Here is a 20047-nt window from a genome sequence, read left to right as displayed (position 1 = left end):
TCTCCCTAGAAGAACAGTGCGAGCATGCCGAACATCGCCACGTAGAGGCTGAGTTCGGCCAGCGAAGGGTTGCTGAAGAATCTCGTGAAGCCGACGAAGCGCAGCAGCGGGCGCAGCATCAGGAACGCGAGCATCGCTGTTGCCGCATAGGAGACGATGGGGGCAATCAGCACGCCACCGATGACGAGTTCCCGATAGGTGTTCATCATGGTGATGTCCCTCGGCTGGAGCCGGTCGGAGATTGTGGCGGCATGAACGCCGCACTTGCCGCAATCAGCGCGGCGATGGCTGCACTGGTGGGCAGGTTGCTTGGCGCTCCCGCCTGGTGCAGCGCCCCGGCCGAAGCGAGGATCGCACCGCCGTCCCGCCGGACGAGGGCCTCTTGCGCGGCCTGCGCCGCTCCGGCGAGCGGGCCCTGGCCGACCCGGTCCAGTTCGGCACGGCAACGTCGCAGGGCGTCGGCCTTGTCGAAAAAATGCATGGCCGTGCCGGCGATCTGATCATTGATTGCGGAGGGGCCGTTTGCGGTCACCATCTGTTCAATCCGCGCCGCGTCGCGAAAGGCGGCTTCCTCCGGCGCGAGATGCCGGGCTGGCCCGCTGTCGCGGCGGCTCAGCTCGCGCCGGACCTCTTCCAACAGCAGCCGAATGCGCCGGCCGCATGACAAGGGAGGCAGCAGCAACTGCGCGGCAAAGACGAGGACGGACGAAAGGCAGGCAAAGAAGCTCGTCAGCAGAAACACCTCGGGGTCGTAGCTCTGCGGATTTGTCGGTGCGAGCACCGCGAGCGTGAACACCAGGACGAGACGGCCGAGGGAAGACAGCATCGGGCTCGGCAGCGAGACCAGCAGCGCGAGGCCGATGACGACAGGCGCAAGACCGATCGCCAGCAGCTGAAACTCGGACACCCCATTGAAGACGAGATACTTCAAGATGCCGGCCAGCACGCAGGCGATCGGCATCGCCATCACCGCCACCAGCGTGAAGCTGCGTGGCGCGGGCGAGGTTGAGCCGAGGCCTATGATCACGGCGACGAGTGAAAGGCAGAGCTCTGTTGTCGGCCAGCCCGCCAGCACGAAGAAGATTGCGATCAGCGTGAACGCGATCGCAGCCCGTGCGCCGGCTTCAGCCGCAATGCGGCGCGAACGATAGAGCGGTGCGTGCCATGCACGATAGGGACGCGTCCCTGCACGCAGCGCATCGAGGCTGCTGCGCACTTGCGCGTTCTTGCGGCTGATTTCGATCCGCAGCCAGGATCGGGAAATCGCGATCAGCCCGGCCGCATCCTGGTCCGGATCGTCACCATTCTGCGCCGGAGCGGACGTGGCGGAGAGCGCTGCCAGCATGCGGCCGAGAGAGAACGCGCTGACGAGATCGACCAGCGCGGAACGCGCGGCCGCGGCTCTTGTCGGGCCCACGCTCGATTCCGCCGCTAGGCTCGCGATGTCCGGGCGCAGCGCTGCGATATCATGCAACAGGTCCGCCGCAACGGGTGCGGATGGCGCTTGGCCGCGCTCGGCATTTTGCGCGAGATCCGTGACCCGCCGGTGCAGCGCCTCGATGCGGCTTGCCAGGGCCGGATGATAGTTCGGCGCGGCCAGAACTTCATTTACGAGCGCCACCGCGAGGACCCCGACGCTGATGGCCGCGCCCCGCGCGACGCCGGTCGGGAATACTTGCAGCGGGCTGTCGATCTGCTGAATGGCAATCAGCGCGACCGTGGTGCAGCAGAGAGACGCTGCATAAGCGCGATTGCCGTCGAGCATCCCGACGGCGTAGACGCAAAGGCCGATCCAAATGCCGAGCACCGCGAGCAGGAGACCGTCGGTTTGGGAAAACATGCCGGCGATCGCGATCGATGCCGCCACGCCGATGGCGGTTGCAAGCAATCGGTAGCCGGCCTTTTCCATGCCTTGACCGCGCGTGGGCAGTGCCAGGATCGCCACCGTGAGGGCTGACGACGAGGGCGATTCAAGCTCGAGCCAGAAGCTCACATAGAGGGCGAGAAGCATCGCGAGCCACACCCGCAGCGCAAAGGCCCAGGAGCTCGCCGGAAACCCGGCGAAGACCAATGGGCGCGCCGCGGCGGCAGCATCGGCATTGATTTGCATCGCGCGAGATCCCCATTTCCCTCGGCAGAACAGCCAGCCCCGCCAATGTCGTGATACGCGCGCGAATATGAGGTGCGAGGGGCTCGCCGGTATTTCCGGTTCACCAACCTCGTTGCCGGATTGCACGTCGGGTTGAGGGAAAACGGCGCTCGTCCGCGCCAGCCGCGGGCCGGACTATTGCGGCCCGTTGCCTGCCAGCGCGTCTTCGAGGCAGCGGATGATCTCGTCACCGCTGGAAGGCTTGCCAAGATAGCAATGCGCGCCTGCGGCCATGACGCGCTGACGCACGGTTTCACTCGGAAACGCCGTCATGAAGATGATTGGAAAATGGCGGCCGGCGGCAACCAGCTGGGCCTGCAGCTCATCGCCTGTGATGACCGGCATCTGGACGTCGGCGATCATGCATGCCGGATCGTCTCCCTGCGCCTGCCGCAGGAAGTCCACGCCGGATTCGTAGGCCTGGGCCTCGTAGCCGACCGAACGCACGAGGCTCGCCAGCGATGCCCGAACGCCTTCGTCGTCGTCTACGATCGCAATCACCAAGCTTTTGGCCATGGGGGCGCCTAATCCTGGCCGCGGTGTTCCGCAAGGAAGAGCATCTCCCTCGGCGCGGCCGATGGCGCTTTATGCACCTGGGGCAGTCCCGCCGGAATTATACTCAGGTTTGGTCCGAAGTCCTGCGGGTCTGGGAAACTCCGAGCGCCTCGGCCTTGCGAACGAGGTCGGCGAACGACCGGACCCCCATCTTGCGCATGACGTTCCCGCGGTGGATCTTGACCGTGATCTCGCTGAGGCCGATCAGGGCGGCGACCTGTTTGTTCATCAGGCCGGCGGTGACATGGCCCATCACCTCGCGCTCGCGCGCCGTCAGGGTCTCGTATTGGGCGCGGATGTCCTCCTTGGTCGCGGCTTCGGCCCGGTGCTGCGCATCGCGTTCGAGCGCCGCGGTCACGGCATCGAGCATGTCCTGGTCGCGAAATGGCTTGGAGAGGAAATCGACCGCGCCGGCCTTCATGGCACGCACGGACATCGGAATGTCCCCATGGCCCGTCATGAAGATGATCGGATAGCTGATGCCCTGCCGGACGAGCTGGCCCTGCAGGTCGAGCCCGCTCACGCCGGGAAGGCGGACGTCCAGCACGATGCAGCCGGGGCCGTCGGGCAGCGAGCCTCCAAGCAGTTCGGACGGCGAGCCGTACAGGCGCGTATCGAGGCCGACCGATCGGAACAGGCTGTCGAGCGAGGCGCGGATCCCTGCGTCGTCATCAACGATGATAACGACCGAGTTGAGCGATTGGGCGGGCGATTGCGCGTGGTCTGGTCGTGTCATGGTCTGATGTGTTCTTGGCTGTATGGCAGTGTCAGGCGGAATGTCGCTCCCGCGCCGGGGGTGCTCTCGACCGACAACTCGCCGCCGTGAGCTTCCACCGTCGTTCGGCAGATCGCAAGTCCCATGCCCATTCCGCCGCGCTTCGTCGTGAAGAACGGATCAAACAGGCGTGGCATGTCGTCCGGCCGGATGCCGGGGCCGCTGTCCTGCACCGTGATGGCGAGTCTCTCGCCGTCGACGGCGCTGGCGCGCAGCATGACGGTACGGGAACCGCGCTGGTCCGACATGGCCTGGGCGGCATTGACCAGCAGGTTGACCAGCACCTGCTGAAGCTGGATCCGGTCGCCGCGAATTGGCTTCAGGCCAGGCGTCGTCTCGACAGTCAGGACGACGTCGTCATTCGCGAGCTCCCGCGCGACCAGAAGGGCCGCTTCCTGGATGATCTCGGCGATATCGAGACTGTCCTGCTGGGCAGGCGCCTTCTTCAGGAAGGTGCGGATGCGGGCCACGACCTCGCCGGCACGGCGGCCCTGCGCGACGACGTGAACGATCGTGGCCGCGACCTCCTTCAGATCGGGCACGTCGCGCCGCAGCCATCGCAAGCCGGCCTCGCCGCTGGTGACGATCGCCGCCAGCGGCTGATTGACCTCGTGGGCGATAGAGGCGCTGAGCTCGCCGAGGGTGGCAACGCGCGCGGCATGGGCGAGCTCCGCCTGCGCCGCGAGCAACGCATCCTGCGCCTGCTTGCGCTCGGTGATGTCGACGACGAAGGCGAGCACGTTGCGGTCGCCGTCAGGCCCGGAGGGGAAGGTGATCGTGAACAGCACCGGAACCTTGCGTCCGTCGAGCCTGACGAGCTCGGTTTCGCCTTCGTAGAACGGCTCGCCTTCCGCGAACGCGATCAACGCGCCGAGGAAGCTGCGGTCGTTCTCGCCGAGAAGTAGGTCCACATTCTCGATAAAAGTCGAGGCGCCGTTTGCGCCTGCCATCTTTTGCAGGGCCGGATTGACGTCGGTGATTGCAGCGAGCCGGCGGGCATGCCGGACGAAACCGGGATGCCGCGCCAGATGGTCGCGCAGGCTGGCTCCCGCGGTATCCAGCGATTGCAGTGCGGTTCGGAGTTCGCTCCAATCCTCTTCGACGACGCCGATCCGGCTTGCGTCGAACATCCGGCGGTATCGCTGTTCGCTTCGCACCAGCGCGTTGTGTGCGGCCACGCGGTCGGTGACGTCGGTGTGCGTTTCAAGGACTCCGACCGGCTTGCCAAGACGGTCGTGCTGCAAGGCCCATCGGGCATCGACGGTGAGCGCCGCGCCGTCTTTCGTTCGTTGCTGCACGCGGCCTTCCCATCGACCGGTGCCCACCAGGCCCGCTTCGATGACCTCGCGCCGGTCGGGATATCTGGTTTGCAGGAGCGCGTCGGCGAGCTGCCCGACCGCCTCGTCGGCAGACCACCCGTAGACCTGCTCGGCCGTCTTGTTCCAGAAGGTGATCACGCCGCCGCGGTCTCTGACGAAGATCATGTCGTGCGAGAGGTTGAGCAGGCGGGCCTGCGCGGCGAGGCGCTTCGTTGCCGCGTGATTTTGCAGCGCCAGCAAGGTCGTGATCCCGATTGCCGCGAGGCTCACCAGCACACGAAGGGCGGGTGAGGCGATGGTCCGCAGATCGTGCGACAGGAGATAGGCTGTTATCGTCAGGACGACGCAGCCGGCCGCGGCGACGATGGTGTCGTCGCGCCGGTTGGTCTTCGCCGCGAGCAGGATCGCCACGATATAGAGAACCGCCACCGCGCCCTCGAGCGGCGTCAGGACGTCAACCAGGAAAACCGCAAAGGCGAGGATGGCGGACAAGGACCGCAAGCCGGTGCGGCTCTTGGATGAGCCCGTGGTCAGATCATGACGCGTCATCGTCACTTGCAGTCGTTCTTCTCACATCAGCTATCAGCGCGTTGATGCCGCGATTTGATCGCGTTCACAACATCCACCCGCGCGATTTTCGTGCTCTCGTGGAAGACCTGTCGCGCGCTCGATGCGGTGAAACCGCCGGCAAGCGGCATTCCCCGGAAAAACCAGGGAGCTCGCGTGGTCCCGCCGGCGGATGGTGCGCAGAAAGCGCGTCAACTTACCGCAGGCGTCGCGCCGCAAGTTGTGCCCGCAGCCGCAATCCCGGTGAGACGTCGCATCGGTGCGCTCACCCGACGAACAGGTCGTGATCATACCTAGGTATGACGCGGTCAACCCGAGAACCTATAGACGCACCCGCGGGTAGAATGGATCGCGCACACCGCCGAATTACTCTCCTCCCATGGCATTCGGGCAAGCCGGTCAGGCCAGGCCGGATCGAAAACGGGACAAGGAGATTCGACGATGTCGCTGCAGATGTCACGCTCACAGGCGATCAAGGATCATGACGTTCGCGCGATCGATATCTCGGCAATCGATCGCGATCGGCTCGGGCTATCGAAACTCCCTGACCGGTTCGACGAAGGCGGAACAATGCTGTCTTTCGTCCATCTGGACATGGCCCTGGCGGTCGAGCATGCGGCGGACGCCGGACGTTCTGCCGCTCGCGGGCCCCGCTTCAGGCTCTCCGCAAAACTCCTTGCACCGCCGCCTGCCGAGAGCGAACGGGCCTTCGCAGGAGGAGAAGCCGCTGATCCGGTGATGCGGCGCCTGTCCGATGCGCTCGCGGCGACCGAGGCCACGCACGATACCCATTCCGCCATCATGGCCGACGCCCTGCGGCTTGCGATCCTCACCCGGACGTTCAGTCGGCAGGCTCCCAGCGCACGGGCCGAGCTCGATCAGGCCGACGCCATTCGCGAGGGGGATGCTGGAAGGACCGTACGGTCGCTGCAGAATTGGCGTCTCAGGCGCGTCCTGCAATATGTCGACAAGAATCTGACTGCAAAGATAACGCTTCAGGACATGGCCGCCGTCGCCGGCCTGAGCAGGATGCATTTCGCCGGGCAGTTCCGTGCGGCCGTCGGCGTGCGACCTCATGAATATCTGCTGAGGCGCCGCATCGAGCGCGCCCAGGAGCTGCTCAAGCAGGCCGAAATTGCGCTCGTGGACATCGCCCTGACCGTGGGTTTCCAGACCCAGGCGCATTTCACCACGGTGTTCAAGCGCTTTGTCGGCGATACGCCGTATCAATGGAGAAGCGCTTATCTCGCGCAAATTATGCCGCTGCCGTGCGCAGGAGCAGGTCCGTCATGATCAACATTGGCATTCAAGCCCTGCTCCTGTCGCATGCCAGTCTTCATTTGACGCTGACGCATCATGAATTGATGGAGATGATCGAAATTCTCCGTGCTCTCGGCAATTCGTACCGCCTCGCTGCGTCAGAGCCGGGAAGCGGCTTTCTCTATGGACGCCTCGCCTTCAACTTCTGTCGAGGCGCTGTGATGTGGGCCGCGCGGTAGGCGGCACTTCGGTGGTACCCCGGCGTCGGGTATCTACGGCAGCGACTGTTTGCTGTGCGTGCCCATATCATTCGACCCTTGTGCAGACCATTGGGCTCCGCATTATGAAGAGGATATGCCTTATTCAGATGCCTTGGCGAACTGCGGCACCTTGGTCTCGGATTCTGCCAACCAGATGCTCGCAAGCAAGACGGTCGCTGCCAAAGCCGCTGTCACGCCGAGCAAGAATTGCCAGCCCGCCTGCTGGAGCAGCCAACCGGATAGAAGCGCGCTGATGGCGGTTGATAGGAATACTGTTTGATCGTGCAGCGCTTGAGCCTTGGCGCGCTCTGAAACGCGATAGTTTCCGGTCAGAAGCGTGCTTCCGCCGACGTAGAGAAAATTCCAGCCAACCCCCAGCAGCACCATCGAAACCCAGAACGCACTCACGCCGGTTCCGAGAAGTGCGGCCGCGGCAGCGCAAGCGAGCATCAAAAGCGCGCCGAGCCGGATGATCGTGGTCGGGCCTGCGCGCTTGATCAATGCCCCCGTCGCCAAGGACGGGGCGAACATTCCCAAGGCATGCCATTGGATCACGAACGCAGCATCGGCATATGTGTGATGATGGGAGATCATTGCGATTGGAGCCGATGTCATCAGCATATTCATGCCTGCATTTCCGAACGCGCTGCTGAGAACGGCCATGATGAACCCCGGCTGGCGTGCGATCTGCGAAATCGGGCGGCTTTCGGTTTGCTCCGACTCATCGTGGGATGGCAGTAAATTCAGACGAGCCTGAACCATCAAAGCGACAAGCGCCAGGCAGGCGAGAAACAAGTATGTCCCTGCGAACTGGACCGCAAAAGCCGCCGGCTACAAGACTCATGGGTTTGTGGAGAGGCAGCGACTCAAGCTGTTCTGGTGCGCTTCGATGGAAAGCCAGATTTGTCGTTCGAGCGGGTAGGTTAAATTGGTGGGCTTTTCCGTTCCTTTGGCCAACTCTCGCCTGTCGAACCGACGGTCTGTCTCGCAACGCTCCAGCCCTGTGTCGCCCCCTGTCAATCCGCTCACGCAAAAATATTCCACTTTACCGAAATTCGGTTTTGGCGTATGTGTCCGCTCATCCCGGCTCATTCTTGAGGGGCGATCTTGTGGTCGTCATGTTCGCGAGCTGGGCTTGCGGTGGACGCGGCAGCGTTCGGGTGCGAGAGGCCAAGGGCAGGGCGGATTGCTCTCCGTGAGCCCAAGGCTTCGTTCCGACGAGCGGCGCTGCTAGGCTTCGTCTCGTCTGTAAGTTTCCGGCTCTGTCGACAGGGCTGGAAAAACTGCGGCGAAATGGCGAGCCGTGCGTACGGCAAAACCGTGTGGTCCTGGCCGTCGTTGCTACGGTCAAGCCCTGGCGAATGCGGCATCTGCGTCAACCGGCGCGGTGCCGGTGAATTTCGCGAAGGCGAGGGAGGCCAAAGAGAACTCGGCTCCCGGGAGAGCACGGCATAAGCCGTCCAACCATCGCGCAGGGAAGGCCGAGTGATTGGCACCACCTGTATGCTGCTGTGCGGTTTTTCTGCGTGTGCTTTTCGCGCAGCGGACCGCGGGTGCGAGGTCAGCACCCGGCCTTCCCTGCGCCCTCTTGGATTTGACGGCGGAGTGACCAGGCAAACCTCGGGCGAATTTCGCCGCGAGAACGCGAAAACGTGTCCTGCGGGTTGCAATGCGCGTCGGAGGACTGCGATGTCTTCCACCAGATGTCGTTTTCATTTTAGAACGACGCTTCATGATCAGAAAGAAGGGTGGCGGCACAAGCCGCCAGCCCAATAACGAAACTCAAGTGTTGTCAGCCTCACGCATCTTGCGGCGCGGCTGCGCCGGCGGTCCGTCGCCGTGCCGGCAGGAAAAACCCTGCAATCGCGCCGGCCAGCGACAGCGTTGCGGCGAGGCTCATCGCCGCGGCAAATCCGCTCTCGAAATGAGCGGCCGAATCGACCCCGCCATGGGCCGAGAAGTTCGCCACCAGCGCGGCGATGCCGAACATGCCGCCGAGGAAGCGGCCCATGTTGAAGATGCCGGACGCCTTGCCCATTTCGGCCACCGCGACCGAGCTCAGGATGGCGTTCTGTGCTGCCGGCATCGCCATCGAGACACCGACGCCGGCCAGCACCAGCGGCGCGACCAGAGCGGAGTAGGTAACCGCGGGGCTCACGATCTCCGCGATCCAGCCGAGGCCGATCGCCTGCATCAGCAATCCCGTCACCACCAGCGGCCGCTCGCCGAACCTGTTGACGACCGCGCCCGCGATCGGGGCGGTGACGAACAGCGTCGCTGTCCAGGGGAGCAGGCGAAGTCCGGCGCCGAAGGCGTCGAAGCCCAGCGTGGTCTGGAGGAACTGCGGCAGCAGGAACAAGACGCCATACATCGCGGCGTAGAACAGCACGCTTGCGGACATGCCGGAGGCAAGCGCCCGCGATGAGAACAGCCGCATCGGCACCATCGGCGCGGCCGCGCGCAATTCCCAGAGCACGAAGCCGGCCGTGAACACCAGGCCCGACATCAGCGTGGCGATGATTTCGGCGCTCGCCCACCCCACGGCGTTGCCGCGCAACAGGCTCCACACCCACGCCAGCGCCGCCAGCGCAACAAGCGCCAGTCCGGGGATGTCCAACGCGGCGGCCGGGCCGAAGCTTTCGCGCAATCGTGCCAGCACCAGGGTGATCGCGATCAGGCCGATCGGCAGGTTGATCCAGAACACCCAGCGCCAGCCGAAATGTTCGGTGATGAAGCCGCCGACGGCGGGGCCGATGATCAGCGCGCAGCCGGTGATGCTGGCGAAAATGCCGAGCGCGCGGGCGCGCTCCTCGCGGCCGAACGTGCCGCTCAGGATCGCCATGGCCAGCGGCATCACCAGCGCAGCGCCGGCGCCCTGCAGCGCGCGGGCGGCGATCAGCGCGGTGGCATTGCCTGCGAGCGCACAGGCCGCCGATGCAACGACGAACAGGGCGAGCCCGGCCGCGAACATGCGGCGGCGACCGAAGCGGTCGCCGAGCGCGGCACCGGTCAGGAGCAGCACGGCAAAGGTCAGGTTGAAGGCGTTGACGGTCCATTGCAGCGTCTCGACCGGGCTGCCGAATTCGGCGCGGATGGTCGCGAATGCCGTCGTGATGATCATGGCGTCCAGCGCCATCATGAAGGATGCCAGCGCGGTGACGCCGAGCACCCAGTTCTGCGCGGCGCGATTGGTCGGGGTCTGCATCGCCCTCTCTCCGTGTGTCGCGCCAGCCTGTCGCGGCGCGTTCTGCGGGCTAGACGAGGGCTGAGCGGCAAAGGATGCGCCCAAAAATAATTGTTTCCGGGCCGCATCCTTCGCCGGTCGGCAAACGTCCTAGGGGTGATGCGGCCATGTGCGCGATTTTGAGCGAACCAGGTCGCGACATGAGCAAGGAGCGCGCGATGAGAAGGACGTTGATCAGGTACAAGGCTAGGCCGGAGCTGGCCGATCGGAATGCTGAGCTGGTTTCGGCCGTATTTGCCGAATTGAAGGCGGCCGGGCCGGACGGTGTGCGCTATCTGACGCTGCGGCTGGAGGACGACACCTTCATCCATCTTGTCGAGGCCGCGGCCGAGGACGGCTCGAGCCCGATCCCGAAACTCAAGGCATTTCAGACGTTCCAGGACGGCATCCGTGACCGCTGCGCGGAGCTGCCGCTGGTTCGTGATGTGAGGATTGTCGGCAACTATCGTATGCTGGACGAGTCCTGAGCAGGCGAAGCGGAGGAGCAATGGCGCCAGACCCCCTGGCCACCGTCGATGTCGAGGCCCTGCTGGCGCGGATGCGGCCGAAACTGCATCGCTACTGCGCGCGCATGGTCGGCTCGGTCATCGACGGTGAGGATGTGCTGCAGGATGCGCTGATCAAGGCGATGGAAGCGCTGCAATCGGTCACGCCTGTCAATATGGAGGGCTGGCTGTTCCGCATCGCGCACAACACCGCGCTGGATTTCCTGCGCCGCCGCAACCGGCAGGAGGCGCTGCATTCGGCCGAGGAGGTGGAGATGATTGCCGACCGGCTCGATGATGTGGAAAGCCGCCAGATCGCCGCGACCAGCCTGCGCACCTTCATGCGGCTGCCAGTGGCGCAGCGCTCCAGCGTGATCCTGATGGACGTGCTCGGCTGCTCGCTTGCCGAGGTCTGCGACATCATGGATTTCAGCCTGCCGGCGGTGAAGGCCACGCTGCATCGCGGACGCACGCAGCTGCGTGAGTTCGCCGGAGAGCCGGACGACGTGTCGCAGCCGGGCCTGTCGGAAGCCGATCGGACGCGGCTTAGCGCCTATGTCGGCCATTTCAACGCTCGCGACTTCGACGCGATCCGCGCCATGATCGCCGACGACGTCAGGCTCGAGCTCGTCAACCGCACCAGGCTGAAAGGCAAGGCCGAGGTGTCGAACTATTTCGGCAATTATTCGAAGGTCAGCGACTGGCACCTGGTGACGGGGCAGGTCGAGGGACGTCCCGCGATCCTGGTGTTCGATCCGAACGAGCCAGCCGGGCGGGCGAAATATTTCATGCTGCTCGACTGGTCCGCCGGCAAGCTCGCCACTATCAGGGATTTTCGTCACGCAGCCTATGTTATCGATGGTGCGGAGTGCGTGGTGGATAGAGGGTGAACTTGCCTATGTGCTTTTCGCGCAGCGGACCGCGGGTGCCAGCCGGCACCCGGCCTTCCTTGTGCCCTCTTGGATTTGAGCGGGTGAGTGATGAAGCAAAGCTCGCGCGAAATGCGCCGCGGGAACGAGAGTTCATGTCCGTTTGAAAGATCGGTCGCACCATTTCCAGGGATATGTCGAACGTTGCTCGCGCTACGCAGCCATCTCACGCGGCGCTGCGGTGGGCCTTTGTCTTTGCCCTTGTCTCTCGCTTTGCCTTCGGCTTCTCCGGCGCCGGGGTGCGTCGAGCACCAGGGCCGGGGTGGGTATGAATCTCCTTGGCCAAAAGCGGCTCGCCGCATTCGGAGCAAACCATGACCGGATCGAAGTCCTTGCCGCATTTGCGGTGTTGATGCAGCAAAGGTCGTCCGCGCGCGTCGACCATATGAGTGTCGCCCCAATGCACGATCGCCATCATGATCGGATAGAGATCGAGCCCCTTCTGAGTGAGGATGTATTCGTGCCGCTTGGGCGAGTCCTGATAGGGGATACGCCGCAACACGCCTTGCCGGACCAGCTTCTTCAGCCGCTCGGCGAGCAGGTGGCGCGTGATTCCGAGCGAAGACTGAAAGCCCTCGAAACGGCGTGTGCGCAGGAAGCATTCACGCAGGATCAGAAGGGTCCAGCGGTCGCCGATCACGCCGATGGTTCGGGCCATCGAACACGGCTCGTCCTCCAGCTCACCCCATTTCATTCCAGATCTCCACTCTGCCCGCGGCTTCCGCGCGAATATCGTTCAGGAAGCCTTTGGTTCAGATACCATTCTAAATCGGTACCTACTGCGAGACAATGTCTTTCCTAGAGCACAAAATCTACTCGAATTGACAGTTCGGTTTTAGAACTGTAAGACAATCCGCGGTCTGAATTATGATCCGACGACCGGATCCAGACCTGACCGGGAGAAGTCCCATGCAAAAGAGAAACGCGACCGTGGCCGTGATCGGCGCCGGTGATTTTATCGGCAGCGAGATTGCAAAGAAGTTCGCCTCCGAGGGCTTTACGGTGTTTGCGGGACGCCGCGACGGCGCCAAGCTCGAACCGCTCGTCAAGGAGATCGAGCAGGCCGGCGGCGAAATTCACGCGCGCGCGCTCGACGCGCGCAAGGAAGACCAGGTCATCTCGTTTCTCGGCGATGCCGACAAGCACGCCCCGCTCGAGGTTTGCATCTTCAACGTCGGCGCCAACGTCAACTTTCCGATTCTGGACACGACCGAACGGGTGTTCCGCAAGGTCTGGGAAATGGCTTGCTATTCCGGTTTCCTCGCCGGCCGCGAGGCCGCGCGCCTGATGCTGCCCCGTGGCCAGGGCAACATCTTCTTCACAGGTGCGACGGCGAGCTTGCGCGGCGGCAGCGGCTATGCGGCCTTCGCCAGCGCCAAGTTCGGCCTGCGGGCGGTCGCGCAAGCCGCGGCGCGCGAATTGGGCCCGAAGAACATTCACGTGGCGCATCTGATCATCGATTCCGGCGTCGACACGGAATGGGTCCGGCAACGGCGGATCGAGGCGCTCGGTCCGAACGCGCTGGACAATCCCGACCTCCTGATGCCGCCATCGTCGGTCGCCGAATCCTACTGGATGCTCTATCAGCAACCCAAAAGCGCCTGGACCTTCGAGCTGGAGATTCGTCCCTTCGGCGAGAAATGGTAGCGAAGCCGGTTCACGACGGCCCGTGCAAGGGTTCTGAATGAAGAGGGTTCAGGATCAATTGCCGAAGCGGTGTTCTGGAAGTCCCTGTGCGATGCCCTCAATGGCCAGAACATGACCCGCTTGGGGTTCGCGGCTCAATTGCTCACGATCTAGAAACTTTCGCGCCGTCGTCACGAACAAGGTCTTCAGATCGGCTCCGCCGAAGCACACGCAGGTCGGATTGGTCGCCGGCACCGGAATGACGGTGTCGATCCGGCCGTCCGGCCGATAGCGCACCACCCGGCCGCCGGAGAAGAATGCGGTCCACAATCCGCCGGCGACGTCGATACAAGCGCCGTCGGGCCTCTCCCCGGAGGCGCTGCAATCCGCGAACAGCCGCCTGTTTCGGATCACGCCGTCATCGAGATCGAAGTCGAACTGCCAGGTGCGGTAACGCCTGGTATCCGTGAAGTAGAGCGTGCGATTGTCGGGTGAGAACGCGATGCCGTTCGTTACGATGACATCGCCGAACATGCGCACCGTCCGGCCGTCGGCATCTACGCGATACAGCGCCCCGTTCGGTCGATGCAGCTGGTTGTCCATGGTGCCGATCCATAGCCGACCCCGGGCGTCGACGCGCCCGTCGTTGAGACGGTTGTCGGGGCCGCTTTCGACCTCGCAGAGCTGGCCTGGAGGACGGTCACTAGGCGAGTGGCGATAAAGCCCCAGATCCTGCGCGAGCAGGTGGGAGCCATCCGCCGTCAGAGCCTGACTGCCGAGAAAGTTGCATGCGTACGGAACAACCTGATGAGCGCCTGTCGCCGGATCGAACGATTGATGCAGCCGTCGGTCGATGTCGACCCACCACAGCTTGCGGGAGCGGTCGCACCACAACGGCGTCTCGCCGAGGATATCGCCCGCGGCGACCGCGGTCTCGGCCCGATGTGCGGGGATCATGTCGATGGTCATCCCGATATCCGACTGCAGCCGCGAGCCGGGCGATCAGTCCTCGTTCCAGGAGGCGAGGGCGTGCGCGACGCAGCCGTTGATGTGGTCAGTGAGCACGGTTTTGGCGCCTTTGATGTCGCGCTTGAGGGCGCATTCGAGCAGCGCCTTGTGCTGGTTGATCGTCTCCGCGCCGCGGTAGCGCAGCGCATAGCGGAAATATTTGTCGAACACGACCGCGTGGGTCTGCATCAGCTCGCGCGAACCGCAACTCGAGATCAGCGCCTGGTGGAATTCGCCGTCGTAGCGTTTGCGCAGCTCGGGATCGTCACCCTCCTTGAGGACGGTGCGTTCGGTGGCCGCCAGCTTGTGATGCGCGGACACCACGCGGCCCTCCCACTCGACGTCGCCGGCACGAAACGACTCGGCCATCGCGTGATGCTCCAGCAGGATGCGCAGGCCGGCGAGCTCACGCAGGTTCTGGATGGAGATCGGCGCCACCTCGAAGCCGCGCTGGCCCTCGGCAACCACGAAGCCCTCGGAGGTCAGACGATTGAGGATCTCGCGCAGCGTGGAGATGCTGACCCCGTAGTCCTCCTTCATGGCGTCGAGCTTGAGGCGTCCGGATGGCGTGAGCACTCCGAAAATGATGTCGGCCCGGATGCGCTGATAGCCGCTGTGGCCTGCCGATAGGGGCCGTTCCTCGACTGACGTCATGCCTTCTGATCCCGCCTGTCCCGATCGTCGGCCACTTCGGACGCGGCCGAACCATCAATGTTGCCAGCACTATAGCAGATTTCAGATGTATGATGTATGACAAATCATCATATGAAATAGATATCGTCATTTGACACGGAAATATATGTGTGATGTCTAAATAGGCTGAGGGCACGAAAAATAATGGCTTAAGCCGCCGGTCGTGCCCGGTCGAACAGGGAGGAAACGATGAGCTTGTTGGTACGGGCGCTGTCTGCGACGGCGATCTGCGTGGCGCTGACGGTCGGCGCATCCGCTGAGGACATTCAGGAGCGCACGATCAGGTGGGGACACCTGAACAACACCGATCACCCCGTCAGCGCGGGGGTGCAGAAATTTGCGGAGATCCTGCTGGCGAAGAGCGGGGGCAAGATGAAGATCCGTGAGTTCGCGGCCTCGCAGCTCGGCAACGAGCTGCAGCAGCAATCGGCGCTGCGCGGCGGTACCCAGGAAATGCTCTCGGCCTCGACGACGTCGCTCGCAACCGTCGTGCCGGAGTTCGGCCTCATCGACTTTCCATTCATCGTGAAGACCATCGAGCAGGCCGACGCGCTCGGGACCGGAAAATTCGGCACGTCAATGCTCGATACGCTGCCGTCGAAGGGGCTGATCGGTCTGGGCTATTGGGGCCTCGGCTTCCGCAACGTCACCAACAGCACGCGGCCGATCACCAAGGTCGAGGATTTCAACGGCCTCAAGCTTCGCGTCATTCCGAACCCGGTCTACCTTGAGACCTTCGGATCGTTCAAGGCCAATCCCGTTCCGATGGCCTTCGGCGAACTCTACTCGGCGCTGGAGACGCGCACCGTCGATGGCGAGGAGAACCCTTTTACGGTCATTCTCTCCAACAAGTTCTACGAAGTGCAAAAGTACGTTTCCGCCACCAATCACACCTTCACCCTGAACATCATCCTGGTGAGCAAGGCGTTCTGGGACAAGCTCTCGCCGACCGAGCAGCGCCTGATGCGCGAGGCGTATGAGGAAAGCCGAGGCTATCAAAAGGAGCAGACACGCCTTCAGACCGAAAAGGCGCTGTCGGAATTGCAGGCCAAAGGCATGCAGTACAACACCGTCGCGCCGGAAGAGCTCGATCGCATGCGCAAGACGGCGCAGCCGGTGGTCGACAAGATTGCCGCCAATCTCAAGCCGGACGCGGTTAAGCTCTTCAACGACGAGCTCGATCGCATCCGCAAGGACGTGAAATAGTCGACCTCGTCAGCATGCAAGACGCAGAGCCGTCCAGTCGGCCGGCTCTGAATCCGACTTTGCCCGGACGGCACGTATGGCGCGATTTCTCGACCTGTATTGCACCCTGCTGAAAGGCATCATCGCCGCATTTCTCGCGGTGATGGTGGTGCTGGTGTTCGGCAACGTGGTTCTGCGCTACGGCTTCAACTCCGGTATCGCGATTTCCGAGGAGCTGTCGCGCTGGCTCCTGGTCTGGCTGACTTTCCTCGGTGCGGTCGTGGCAATGCGTGAGCACGCCCATCTCGGCGTCGATAGCCTTGTGCGGATGCTGCCGGCTTACGGCAAACGCATCTGCTTCATCGTCAGCTACGTCCTGATGCTGTTCGCCGACTGGCTTCTGCTCTCGGGAAGTTGGCGGCAGACGATCATCAATCTCGACGACCGCGCGCCGGCGACCGGCCTGTCGCTCGGCATCTTCTATGGCGTGGGCGTGATCTTCGGCGTTTCGGCCGGCGTGATCCTTCTCTACGATCTGTTCCGCGTCATGTCCGGACAAGCCAGCGAAGCCGACATGGTGGCCGTCAGGGAATCGGAGGAGCACTGATGCTGTCTCCCAATATCGTGTCGCCCGGCGCTCACATCCTGAAAATCTCCGGGATCACGCCATGACGATTGCCGTCTTCACCTTCTCGCTGCTCGGCGCCATGGCGCTGGGCATGCCGATCGCCTTTGCGCTGATCGTCTGCGGCGTGGCCCTGATGAGCACGATCGACATGTTCGATGCCCAGATCGTGGCGCAGAACGTCATCAACGGCGCAGACAGCTTTCCACTCATGGCCATTCCCTTCTTCATGCTCGCCGGCGAGGTCATGAACAAGGGCGGTCTGGCCAAGCGAATCGTCAATGTTGCGCTCGTCGCAGTCGGACATTTTCGCGGCGGACTCGGTTACGTCACGATCCTCGCGTCCTGCATCCTCGCGTCGCTCTCGGGCTCCGCGGCGGCCGACGCCGCAGCGCTGGCTGCGCTGCTGGTGCCGATGATGGTGGCGGCGGGCCACAAGAAGTCCTATGCGGCGGGTCTGGTGGCGGCCGGCGGCATCATCGCGCCTGTGATTCCGCCCAGCATCGGGTTCGTCATCTTCGGTGTCGCCGCGGGCGTGTCGATCTCGAAGCTGTTTCTGGCCGGGATCGTCCCGGGGCTGCTGCTCGGGGCTGGGCTCTGCCTGACCTGGTGGTGGGTGGTGCGCCAGGAGAACCTGACGCCCCCGCCAAGGGCATCGCTCTCGGAGATGGTAAATGCCGTGGTCGACGGCTTCTGGGCGTTGATGCTCCCGGTCATCATCATCGTCGGCCTGCGCTTCGGCATCTTCACGCCGACGGAAGCCGCAGTGGTCGTCGCCGTCTATTCGCTGTTCGTCGCGACCTGCATCTATCGGGAATTGAAGCCGTCGCAGCTTTATGAGGTGTTTGTCTCCTCGGCCCTGACGACGAGCATCGTGATGTTTCTGGTGGCAGCGGCGCTGGTATCGTCCTGGCTCATCACCGTGTCCGAGATTTCGGCACAGATCGTCACCCTGCTGAAGCCTTTCATGGGCAACAACACGCTCCTGATGCTGGCGATCATGGTCGTGGTGGTGATCGTGGGAACGGCCCTCGACATGACGCCGACCATCCTCATTCTCACGCCGATCCTGATGCCGATCGTCAAGGCAGCGGGCATCGATCCCGTCTACTTCGGCGTCCTCTTCATCATCAACAATGCGATCGGCCTGATCACGCCGCCGGTCGGCATCGTGCTGAATGTGGTTTGCGGCGTCTCGAGGATCAGCATGGAGGACATCATCAAGGGCGTCTGGCCCTTTTTGATTGCACAATTGATCGTCCTGTTCGCGATGGTGCTATTCCCGGGACTGGTGACGATCCCGGCCAAATGGTTTGCCGGCTAGACCCGTCGGCAACAAAGGAAGGACAAGCGAAATGGCCGCAAGGATCATGATCCTCAACGGACCCAATCTCAATTTCCTCGGCATCCGCGAGCCCCACATTTACGGCTCGACGACGCTCGGGGAGATCGAGGCGAGCTGCCGCGCGCTGGCCGATCAGCTCGGCGTTTCGATGTCGTTCCATCAATCGAACATGGAGGGCGAACTGGTCAATCTGATCCAGTCCGCCCATGGCAACGTGGAAGCCATCATCATGAATCCCGCGGCCTATTCATTCACCTCGATCGCGCTGATCGACGCGCTGAAGATTTTCGAGGGTGTGAAGATCGAGGTGCATATCTCGAACATCCACGCGCGGGACGAGCTGCACCGCCGCTCGATCACGTCGAGTGCCTGCACGGCTGTCATTTGCGGCCTGGGTCCCTATGGTTATCTCGCGGCGATGCTCGCGGCGGTCCAACGGCTGGGGCAAATGCCTGCGACCATGGCACCGGCTCTGCGCGGGCTTCCGGCCGGCGGCAAGGCGTAGGCATGGAGGGCGGAATGCGCGGCACGGGATTTCTCGCCATCTGGAGCGACGTCGAGGCTCACGACCTGACCGACTACCGATACTGGCTGACGCGTGAACACACGACCGAGCGCGTGACGACGAAGGGCTTCCTGGCATCGCGTGTCTTCCGCGCGGCAAGGGACGACATCAACCGCTTCTTCATTCTGTATGAGCTGGAGACGCCGGAGGTCCTCGACGGCGAGGCCTATCTGGCGCGCCTCAACGCTCCGACGCAATGGTCCCAGCGCATCATGCCGAAGCTCGGCAATTTCATGCGGGGCGGCGGTGTCATGATCGCGCGGGCAGGGCGGGGCGAGGGCGCGTCGGTCGTGGCGCTCCGGATCGAGACGTTGCCGAAAGATCCGGAAGGTCTGGCCCAGGCGCTCGTTGCGTGCGACGGGGTCGCCGCCGTGCAGATCGGCGCGACCGACGAGGCGCGGACGTCGGTGCGGACGACGGAGAAGGGCATGCGGAAGAATGAGGGCTTCTTCGCGGGGCTTTTGCTGATCGAGGCGCTCGACGTCGCCTCGTTGCAGGCTGCCTTGCGGCGGGCGAGCGAGCTTGCGCCCGACGTCATGGTCGGGGCGAGCGAGCCGGAAGTTTATCAAAGCATGTTTGCGCTCGACGCCCGTATCGCGGATTTCGGCTGATGACAACGTTCTCGCTCGCCGCGTTGACCGTGCTCGAGCTTGCGCCGCCCGAGATGATCGAATTGGCGGCGCATTGCGGTTACGAAAAGGTCGGGCTCAGGCTGTTGCCCGCCACGCCTGGCGGAGTTGCCTATCGCCTGATGGACGATGCGCCGCTCCTGCGGGAGACGCTTCGGCGGTTGGAGTTGACGGGGGTGTCTGTCGCCGATCTCGAGGTCGTTGCGTTCAGACCGGAAACCGAGATTGCCTCGTTCACGCCCTTCTTCGAGGTGGGCGCGCGCCTCGGTGCCAAACACATCCTCGTCGCGGCCTACGATCCGGACCTGGCGCGGTTTTCGGATCGCTACCAGCAATTTTGTGAAGCGGCAGCAAGCTATGGCCTGACCTCCGACCTCGAATTCATGCCCTGGACCAGCGTTCCGGACCTGAAGACCGCAATGCGGATCGTCGGCGACGTCGATCATCCCGGTGCCGGCATTCTGGTCGATGCACTGCATTTCGATCGGTCGCAATGTTCGCTTGCGGACCTCCGCGCTATGCCGGCGCAACGCTTTCACTACTGGCAACTTTGCGACGGCCCGGCCGAGCGCCCGGCGACCACGGAGCAGCTCATCCATGCCGCTCGCGAGGAGCGGATGTTTCCGGGCGAGGGCGGAATAGACCTGATGGGGCTTGCAAGCGCGATGCCGAATGATCTGACGATCAGCATCGAGGTTCCGACCGTTCAGCTGGCCAAGAGCGTCGACGCCGCGACGCGAGCACGCCGGGCGTTGGCGGCAGGCAGAGCCGTTGTCGAGCGGGTGCGCAGCGAGAGGTGAGAATTTCGGGACGAGAAGGGTAGTGCGG

General features: G+C 63.5%; 20 protein-coding genes and 1 pseudogene. 11 read left to right on the top strand and 10 right to left on the bottom strand.

Annotation, left to right across the window (positions count from 1 at the left end; genetic code table 11):
- Nucleotides 1–5 precede the first annotated feature (5 nt).
- From FXB41_RS09505 to FXB41_RS09485, 5 genes are all read right to left on the bottom strand, one after another.
- A complete protein-coding gene (locus FXB41_RS09505) occupies nucleotides 6–209 on the bottom strand; it encodes a DUF1656 domain-containing protein (protein ID WP_007596028.1) in 204 nt (67 codons plus the stop codon).
- Nucleotides 206–2110 (bottom strand): FUSC family protein, encoded by a 1905-nt coding sequence (locus tag FXB41_RS09500; RefSeq protein ID WP_219681569.1) that lies wholly within the window; start codon nucleotides 2108–2110, stop codon nucleotides 206–208. The genes FXB41_RS09505 and FXB41_RS09500 overlap by 4 nt, the downstream gene beginning before the upstream one ends.
- Nucleotides 2111–2284: 174 nt before the next feature.
- Nucleotides 2285–2665 carry a response regulator transcription factor gene (locus FXB41_RS09495; RefSeq protein ID WP_007596023.1) on the bottom strand — a complete coding sequence of 127 codons (381 nt, stop codon included), beginning with the start codon at nucleotides 2663–2665 and terminating at the stop codon, nucleotides 2285–2287.
- 103 nt (nucleotides 2666–2768) lie between these two features.
- Nucleotides 2769–3440 (bottom strand): response regulator transcription factor, encoded by a 672-nt coding sequence (locus FXB41_RS09490; RefSeq protein WP_007596020.1) that lies wholly within the window; start codon nucleotides 3438–3440, stop codon nucleotides 2769–2771.
- Nucleotides 3437–5347 (bottom strand): PAS domain-containing sensor histidine kinase, encoded by a 1911-nt coding sequence (locus FXB41_RS09485; RefSeq protein ID WP_219681566.1) that lies wholly within the window; start codon nucleotides 5345–5347, stop codon nucleotides 3437–3439. The genes FXB41_RS09490 and FXB41_RS09485 overlap by 4 nt, the downstream gene beginning before the upstream one ends.
- A gap of 459 nt (nucleotides 5348–5806) precedes the next feature.
- Between FXB41_RS09485 and FXB41_RS09480 the strand changes: the two genes are divergently transcribed.
- Both FXB41_RS09480 and FXB41_RS09475 read left to right on the top strand, forming a co-directional pair.
- Nucleotides 5807–6658: an AraC family transcriptional regulator gene (locus FXB41_RS09480; protein ID WP_007596017.1), complete on the top strand. Its 852-nt coding sequence runs from the start codon at nucleotides 5807–5809 to the stop codon at nucleotides 6656–6658.
- Nucleotides 6655–6864: a hypothetical protein gene (locus FXB41_RS09475; RefSeq protein ID WP_007596015.1), complete on the top strand. Its 210-nt coding sequence runs from the start codon at nucleotides 6655–6657 to the stop codon at nucleotides 6862–6864. Before FXB41_RS09480 ends, FXB41_RS09475 begins: the two co-directional genes overlap by 4 nt.
- Nucleotides 6865–6984: 120 nt before the next feature.
- Here the strand turns inward: FXB41_RS09475 and FXB41_RS09470 are convergent.
- Nucleotides 6985–7683 (bottom strand): annotated as a pseudogene (locus tag FXB41_RS09470) (MFS transporter); the annotation flags it as partial.
- Between the two features lie 1000 nt (nucleotides 7684–8683).
- The gene (locus FXB41_RS09465; RefSeq protein WP_219681562.1) at nucleotides 8684–10090 is read right to left on the bottom strand and encodes a DHA2 family efflux MFS transporter permease subunit; all 1407 of its coding nucleotides are present in this window, start codon (nucleotides 10088–10090) and stop codon (nucleotides 8684–8686) included.
- A gap of 197 nt (nucleotides 10091–10287) precedes the next feature.
- Between FXB41_RS09465 and FXB41_RS09460 the strand changes: the two genes are divergently transcribed.
- Nucleotides 10288–10596 carry a hypothetical protein gene (locus FXB41_RS09460; protein WP_219681560.1) on the top strand — a complete coding sequence of 103 codons (309 nt, stop codon included), beginning with the start codon at nucleotides 10288–10290 and terminating at the stop codon, nucleotides 10594–10596.
- 20 nt (nucleotides 10597–10616) lie between these two features.
- Nucleotides 10617–11504 (top strand): sigma-70 family RNA polymerase sigma factor, encoded by an 888-nt coding sequence (locus FXB41_RS09455; protein ID WP_219681558.1) that lies wholly within the window; start codon nucleotides 10617–10619, stop codon nucleotides 11502–11504.
- A 205-nt stretch (nucleotides 11505–11709) separates the two neighbouring features.
- On the opposite strand, the gene FXB41_RS09450 is transcribed toward FXB41_RS09455, so the two are convergent.
- A complete protein-coding gene (locus tag FXB41_RS09450; protein WP_007596008.1) occupies nucleotides 11710–12237 on the bottom strand; it encodes a winged helix-turn-helix transcriptional regulator in 528 nt (175 codons plus the stop codon).
- A 215-nt stretch (nucleotides 12238–12452) separates the two neighbouring features.
- Here FXB41_RS09450 and FXB41_RS09445 point away from each other — a divergent pair, with 215 nt between their 5' ends.
- Nucleotides 12453–13190 carry an SDR family oxidoreductase gene (locus FXB41_RS09445; protein ID WP_219681557.1) on the top strand — a complete coding sequence of 246 codons (738 nt, stop codon included), beginning with the start codon at nucleotides 12453–12455 and terminating at the stop codon, nucleotides 13188–13190.
- Nucleotides 13191–13244: 54 nt separating this feature from the next.
- Here the strand turns inward: FXB41_RS09445 and FXB41_RS09440 are convergent, their stop codons facing one another.
- Nucleotides 13245–14138 carry an SMP-30/gluconolactonase/LRE family protein gene (locus FXB41_RS09440; protein WP_219681555.1) on the bottom strand — a complete coding sequence of 298 codons (894 nt, stop codon included), beginning with the start codon at nucleotides 14136–14138 and terminating at the stop codon, nucleotides 13245–13247.
- A 33-nt stretch (nucleotides 14139–14171) separates the two neighbouring features.
- Complete coding sequence (locus FXB41_RS09435; protein WP_219681553.1) at nucleotides 14172–14831, bottom strand: GntR family transcriptional regulator; 660 nt, start codon at nucleotides 14829–14831, stop codon at nucleotides 14172–14174.
- A gap of 228 nt (nucleotides 14832–15059) precedes the next feature.
- Between FXB41_RS09435 and FXB41_RS09430 the strand changes: the two genes are divergently transcribed.
- The 6 genes from FXB41_RS09430 (at nucleotide 15060) to FXB41_RS09405 (ending at nucleotide 20019) form a co-directional block, all read left to right on the top strand.
- Entirely contained in the window at nucleotides 15060–16076 is a 1017-nt protein-coding gene (locus FXB41_RS09430) for a TRAP transporter substrate-binding protein (RefSeq protein WP_007595999.1), read from the top strand.
- Nucleotides 16077–16152: 76 nt separating this feature from the next.
- Entirely contained in the window at nucleotides 16153–16662 is a 510-nt protein-coding gene (locus FXB41_RS09425; RefSeq protein WP_007595997.1) for a TRAP transporter small permease, read from the top strand.
- A 61-nt stretch (nucleotides 16663–16723) separates the two neighbouring features.
- Nucleotides 16724–18004 (top strand): TRAP transporter large permease subunit, encoded by a 1281-nt coding sequence (locus FXB41_RS09420; RefSeq protein ID WP_219681551.1) that lies wholly within the window; start codon nucleotides 16724–16726, stop codon nucleotides 18002–18004.
- A 31-nt stretch (nucleotides 18005–18035) separates the two neighbouring features.
- Nucleotides 18036–18530 (top strand): type II 3-dehydroquinate dehydratase, encoded by a 495-nt coding sequence (locus FXB41_RS09415; protein ID WP_219681549.1) that lies wholly within the window; start codon nucleotides 18036–18038, stop codon nucleotides 18528–18530.
- A 14-nt stretch (nucleotides 18531–18544) separates the two neighbouring features.
- On the top strand, nucleotides 18545–19201 hold the full coding sequence (locus FXB41_RS09410) for a hypothetical protein (protein ID WP_219681547.1): 657 nt from the start codon (nucleotides 18545–18547) through the stop codon (nucleotides 19199–19201).
- Nucleotides 19201–20019, top strand: a complete 819-nt coding sequence (locus FXB41_RS09405; RefSeq protein WP_219681545.1) for a sugar phosphate isomerase/epimerase family protein — start codon at nucleotides 19201–19203, stop codon at nucleotides 20017–20019. Before FXB41_RS09410 ends, FXB41_RS09405 begins: the two co-directional genes overlap by 1 nt.
- Nucleotides 20020–20047: the final 28 nt, after the last annotated feature.

Source organism: Bradyrhizobium canariense, assembly GCF_019402665.1.
In the GTDB taxonomy this organism is placed as follows: domain Bacteria; phylum Pseudomonadota; class Alphaproteobacteria; order Rhizobiales; family Xanthobacteraceae; genus Bradyrhizobium; species Bradyrhizobium canariense.
Note: the sequence above shows the minus strand (reverse complement) of the source record. Positions and strands in the feature narration are given on the sequence as shown.

Bases quoted from the DNA above. Each gene is read 5' to 3' on its own strand.
- FXB41_RS09495 (WP_007596023.1), bottom strand. From the start codon at position 2,665: ATGGCCAAAAGCTTGGTGATTGCGATCGTAGACGACGACGAAGGCGTT.
- FXB41_RS09440 (WP_219681555.1), bottom strand. From the start codon at position 14,138: ATGACCATCGACATGATCCCCGCACATCGGGCCGAGACCGCGGTCGCC.
- FXB41_RS09415 (WP_219681549.1), top strand. From the start codon at position 18,036: ATGGCCGCAAGGATCATGATCCTCAACGGACCCAATCTCAATTTCCTC.
- FXB41_RS09430 (WP_007595999.1), top strand. From the start codon at position 15,060: ATGAGCTTGTTGGTACGGGCGCTGTCTGCGACGGCGATCTGCGTGGCG.
- FXB41_RS09445 (WP_219681557.1), top strand. From the start codon at position 12,453: ATGCAAAAGAGAAACGCGACCGTGGCCGTGATCGGCGCCGGTGATTTT.
- FXB41_RS09485 (WP_219681566.1), bottom strand. From the start codon at position 5,347: ATGACGCGTCATGATCTGACCACGGGCTCATCCAAGAGCCGCACCGGC.
- FXB41_RS09435 (WP_219681553.1), bottom strand. From the start codon at position 14,831: ATGACGTCAGTCGAGGAACGGCCCCTATCGGCAGGCCACAGCGGCTAT.
- FXB41_RS09465 (WP_219681562.1), bottom strand. From the start codon at position 10,090: ATGCAGACCCCGACCAATCGCGCCGCGCAGAACTGGGTGCTCGGCGTC.
- FXB41_RS09420 (WP_219681551.1), top strand. From the start codon at position 16,724: ATGACGATTGCCGTCTTCACCTTCTCGCTGCTCGGCGCCATGGCGCTG.
- FXB41_RS09480 (WP_007596017.1), top strand. From the start codon at position 5,807: ATGTCGCTGCAGATGTCACGCTCACAGGCGATCAAGGATCATGACGTT.
- FXB41_RS09505 (WP_007596028.1), bottom strand. From the start codon at position 209: ATGATGAACACCTATCGGGAACTCGTCATCGGTGGCGTGCTGATTGCC.
- FXB41_RS09410 (WP_219681547.1), top strand. From the start codon at position 18,545: ATGCGCGGCACGGGATTTCTCGCCATCTGGAGCGACGTCGAGGCTCAC.
- FXB41_RS09405 (WP_219681545.1), top strand. From the start codon at position 19,201: ATGACAACGTTCTCGCTCGCCGCGTTGACCGTGCTCGAGCTTGCGCCG.
- FXB41_RS09500 (WP_219681569.1), bottom strand. From the start codon at position 2,110: ATGCAAATCAATGCCGATGCTGCCGCCGCGGCGCGCCCATTGGTCTTC.
- FXB41_RS09455 (WP_219681558.1), top strand. From the start codon at position 10,617: ATGGCGCCAGACCCCCTGGCCACCGTCGATGTCGAGGCCCTGCTGGCG.
- FXB41_RS09475 (WP_007596015.1), top strand. From the start codon at position 6,655: ATGATCAACATTGGCATTCAAGCCCTGCTCCTGTCGCATGCCAGTCTT.
- FXB41_RS09460 (WP_219681560.1), top strand. From the start codon at position 10,288: ATGAGAAGGACGTTGATCAGGTACAAGGCTAGGCCGGAGCTGGCCGAT.
- FXB41_RS09450 (WP_007596008.1), bottom strand. From the start codon at position 12,237: ATGAAATGGGGTGAGCTGGAGGACGAGCCGTGTTCGATGGCCCGAACC.
- FXB41_RS09425 (WP_007595997.1), top strand. From the start codon at position 16,153: ATGGCGCGATTTCTCGACCTGTATTGCACCCTGCTGAAAGGCATCATC.
- FXB41_RS09490 (WP_007596020.1), bottom strand. From the start codon at position 3,440: ATGACACGACCAGACCACGCGCAATCGCCCGCCCAATCGCTCAACTCG.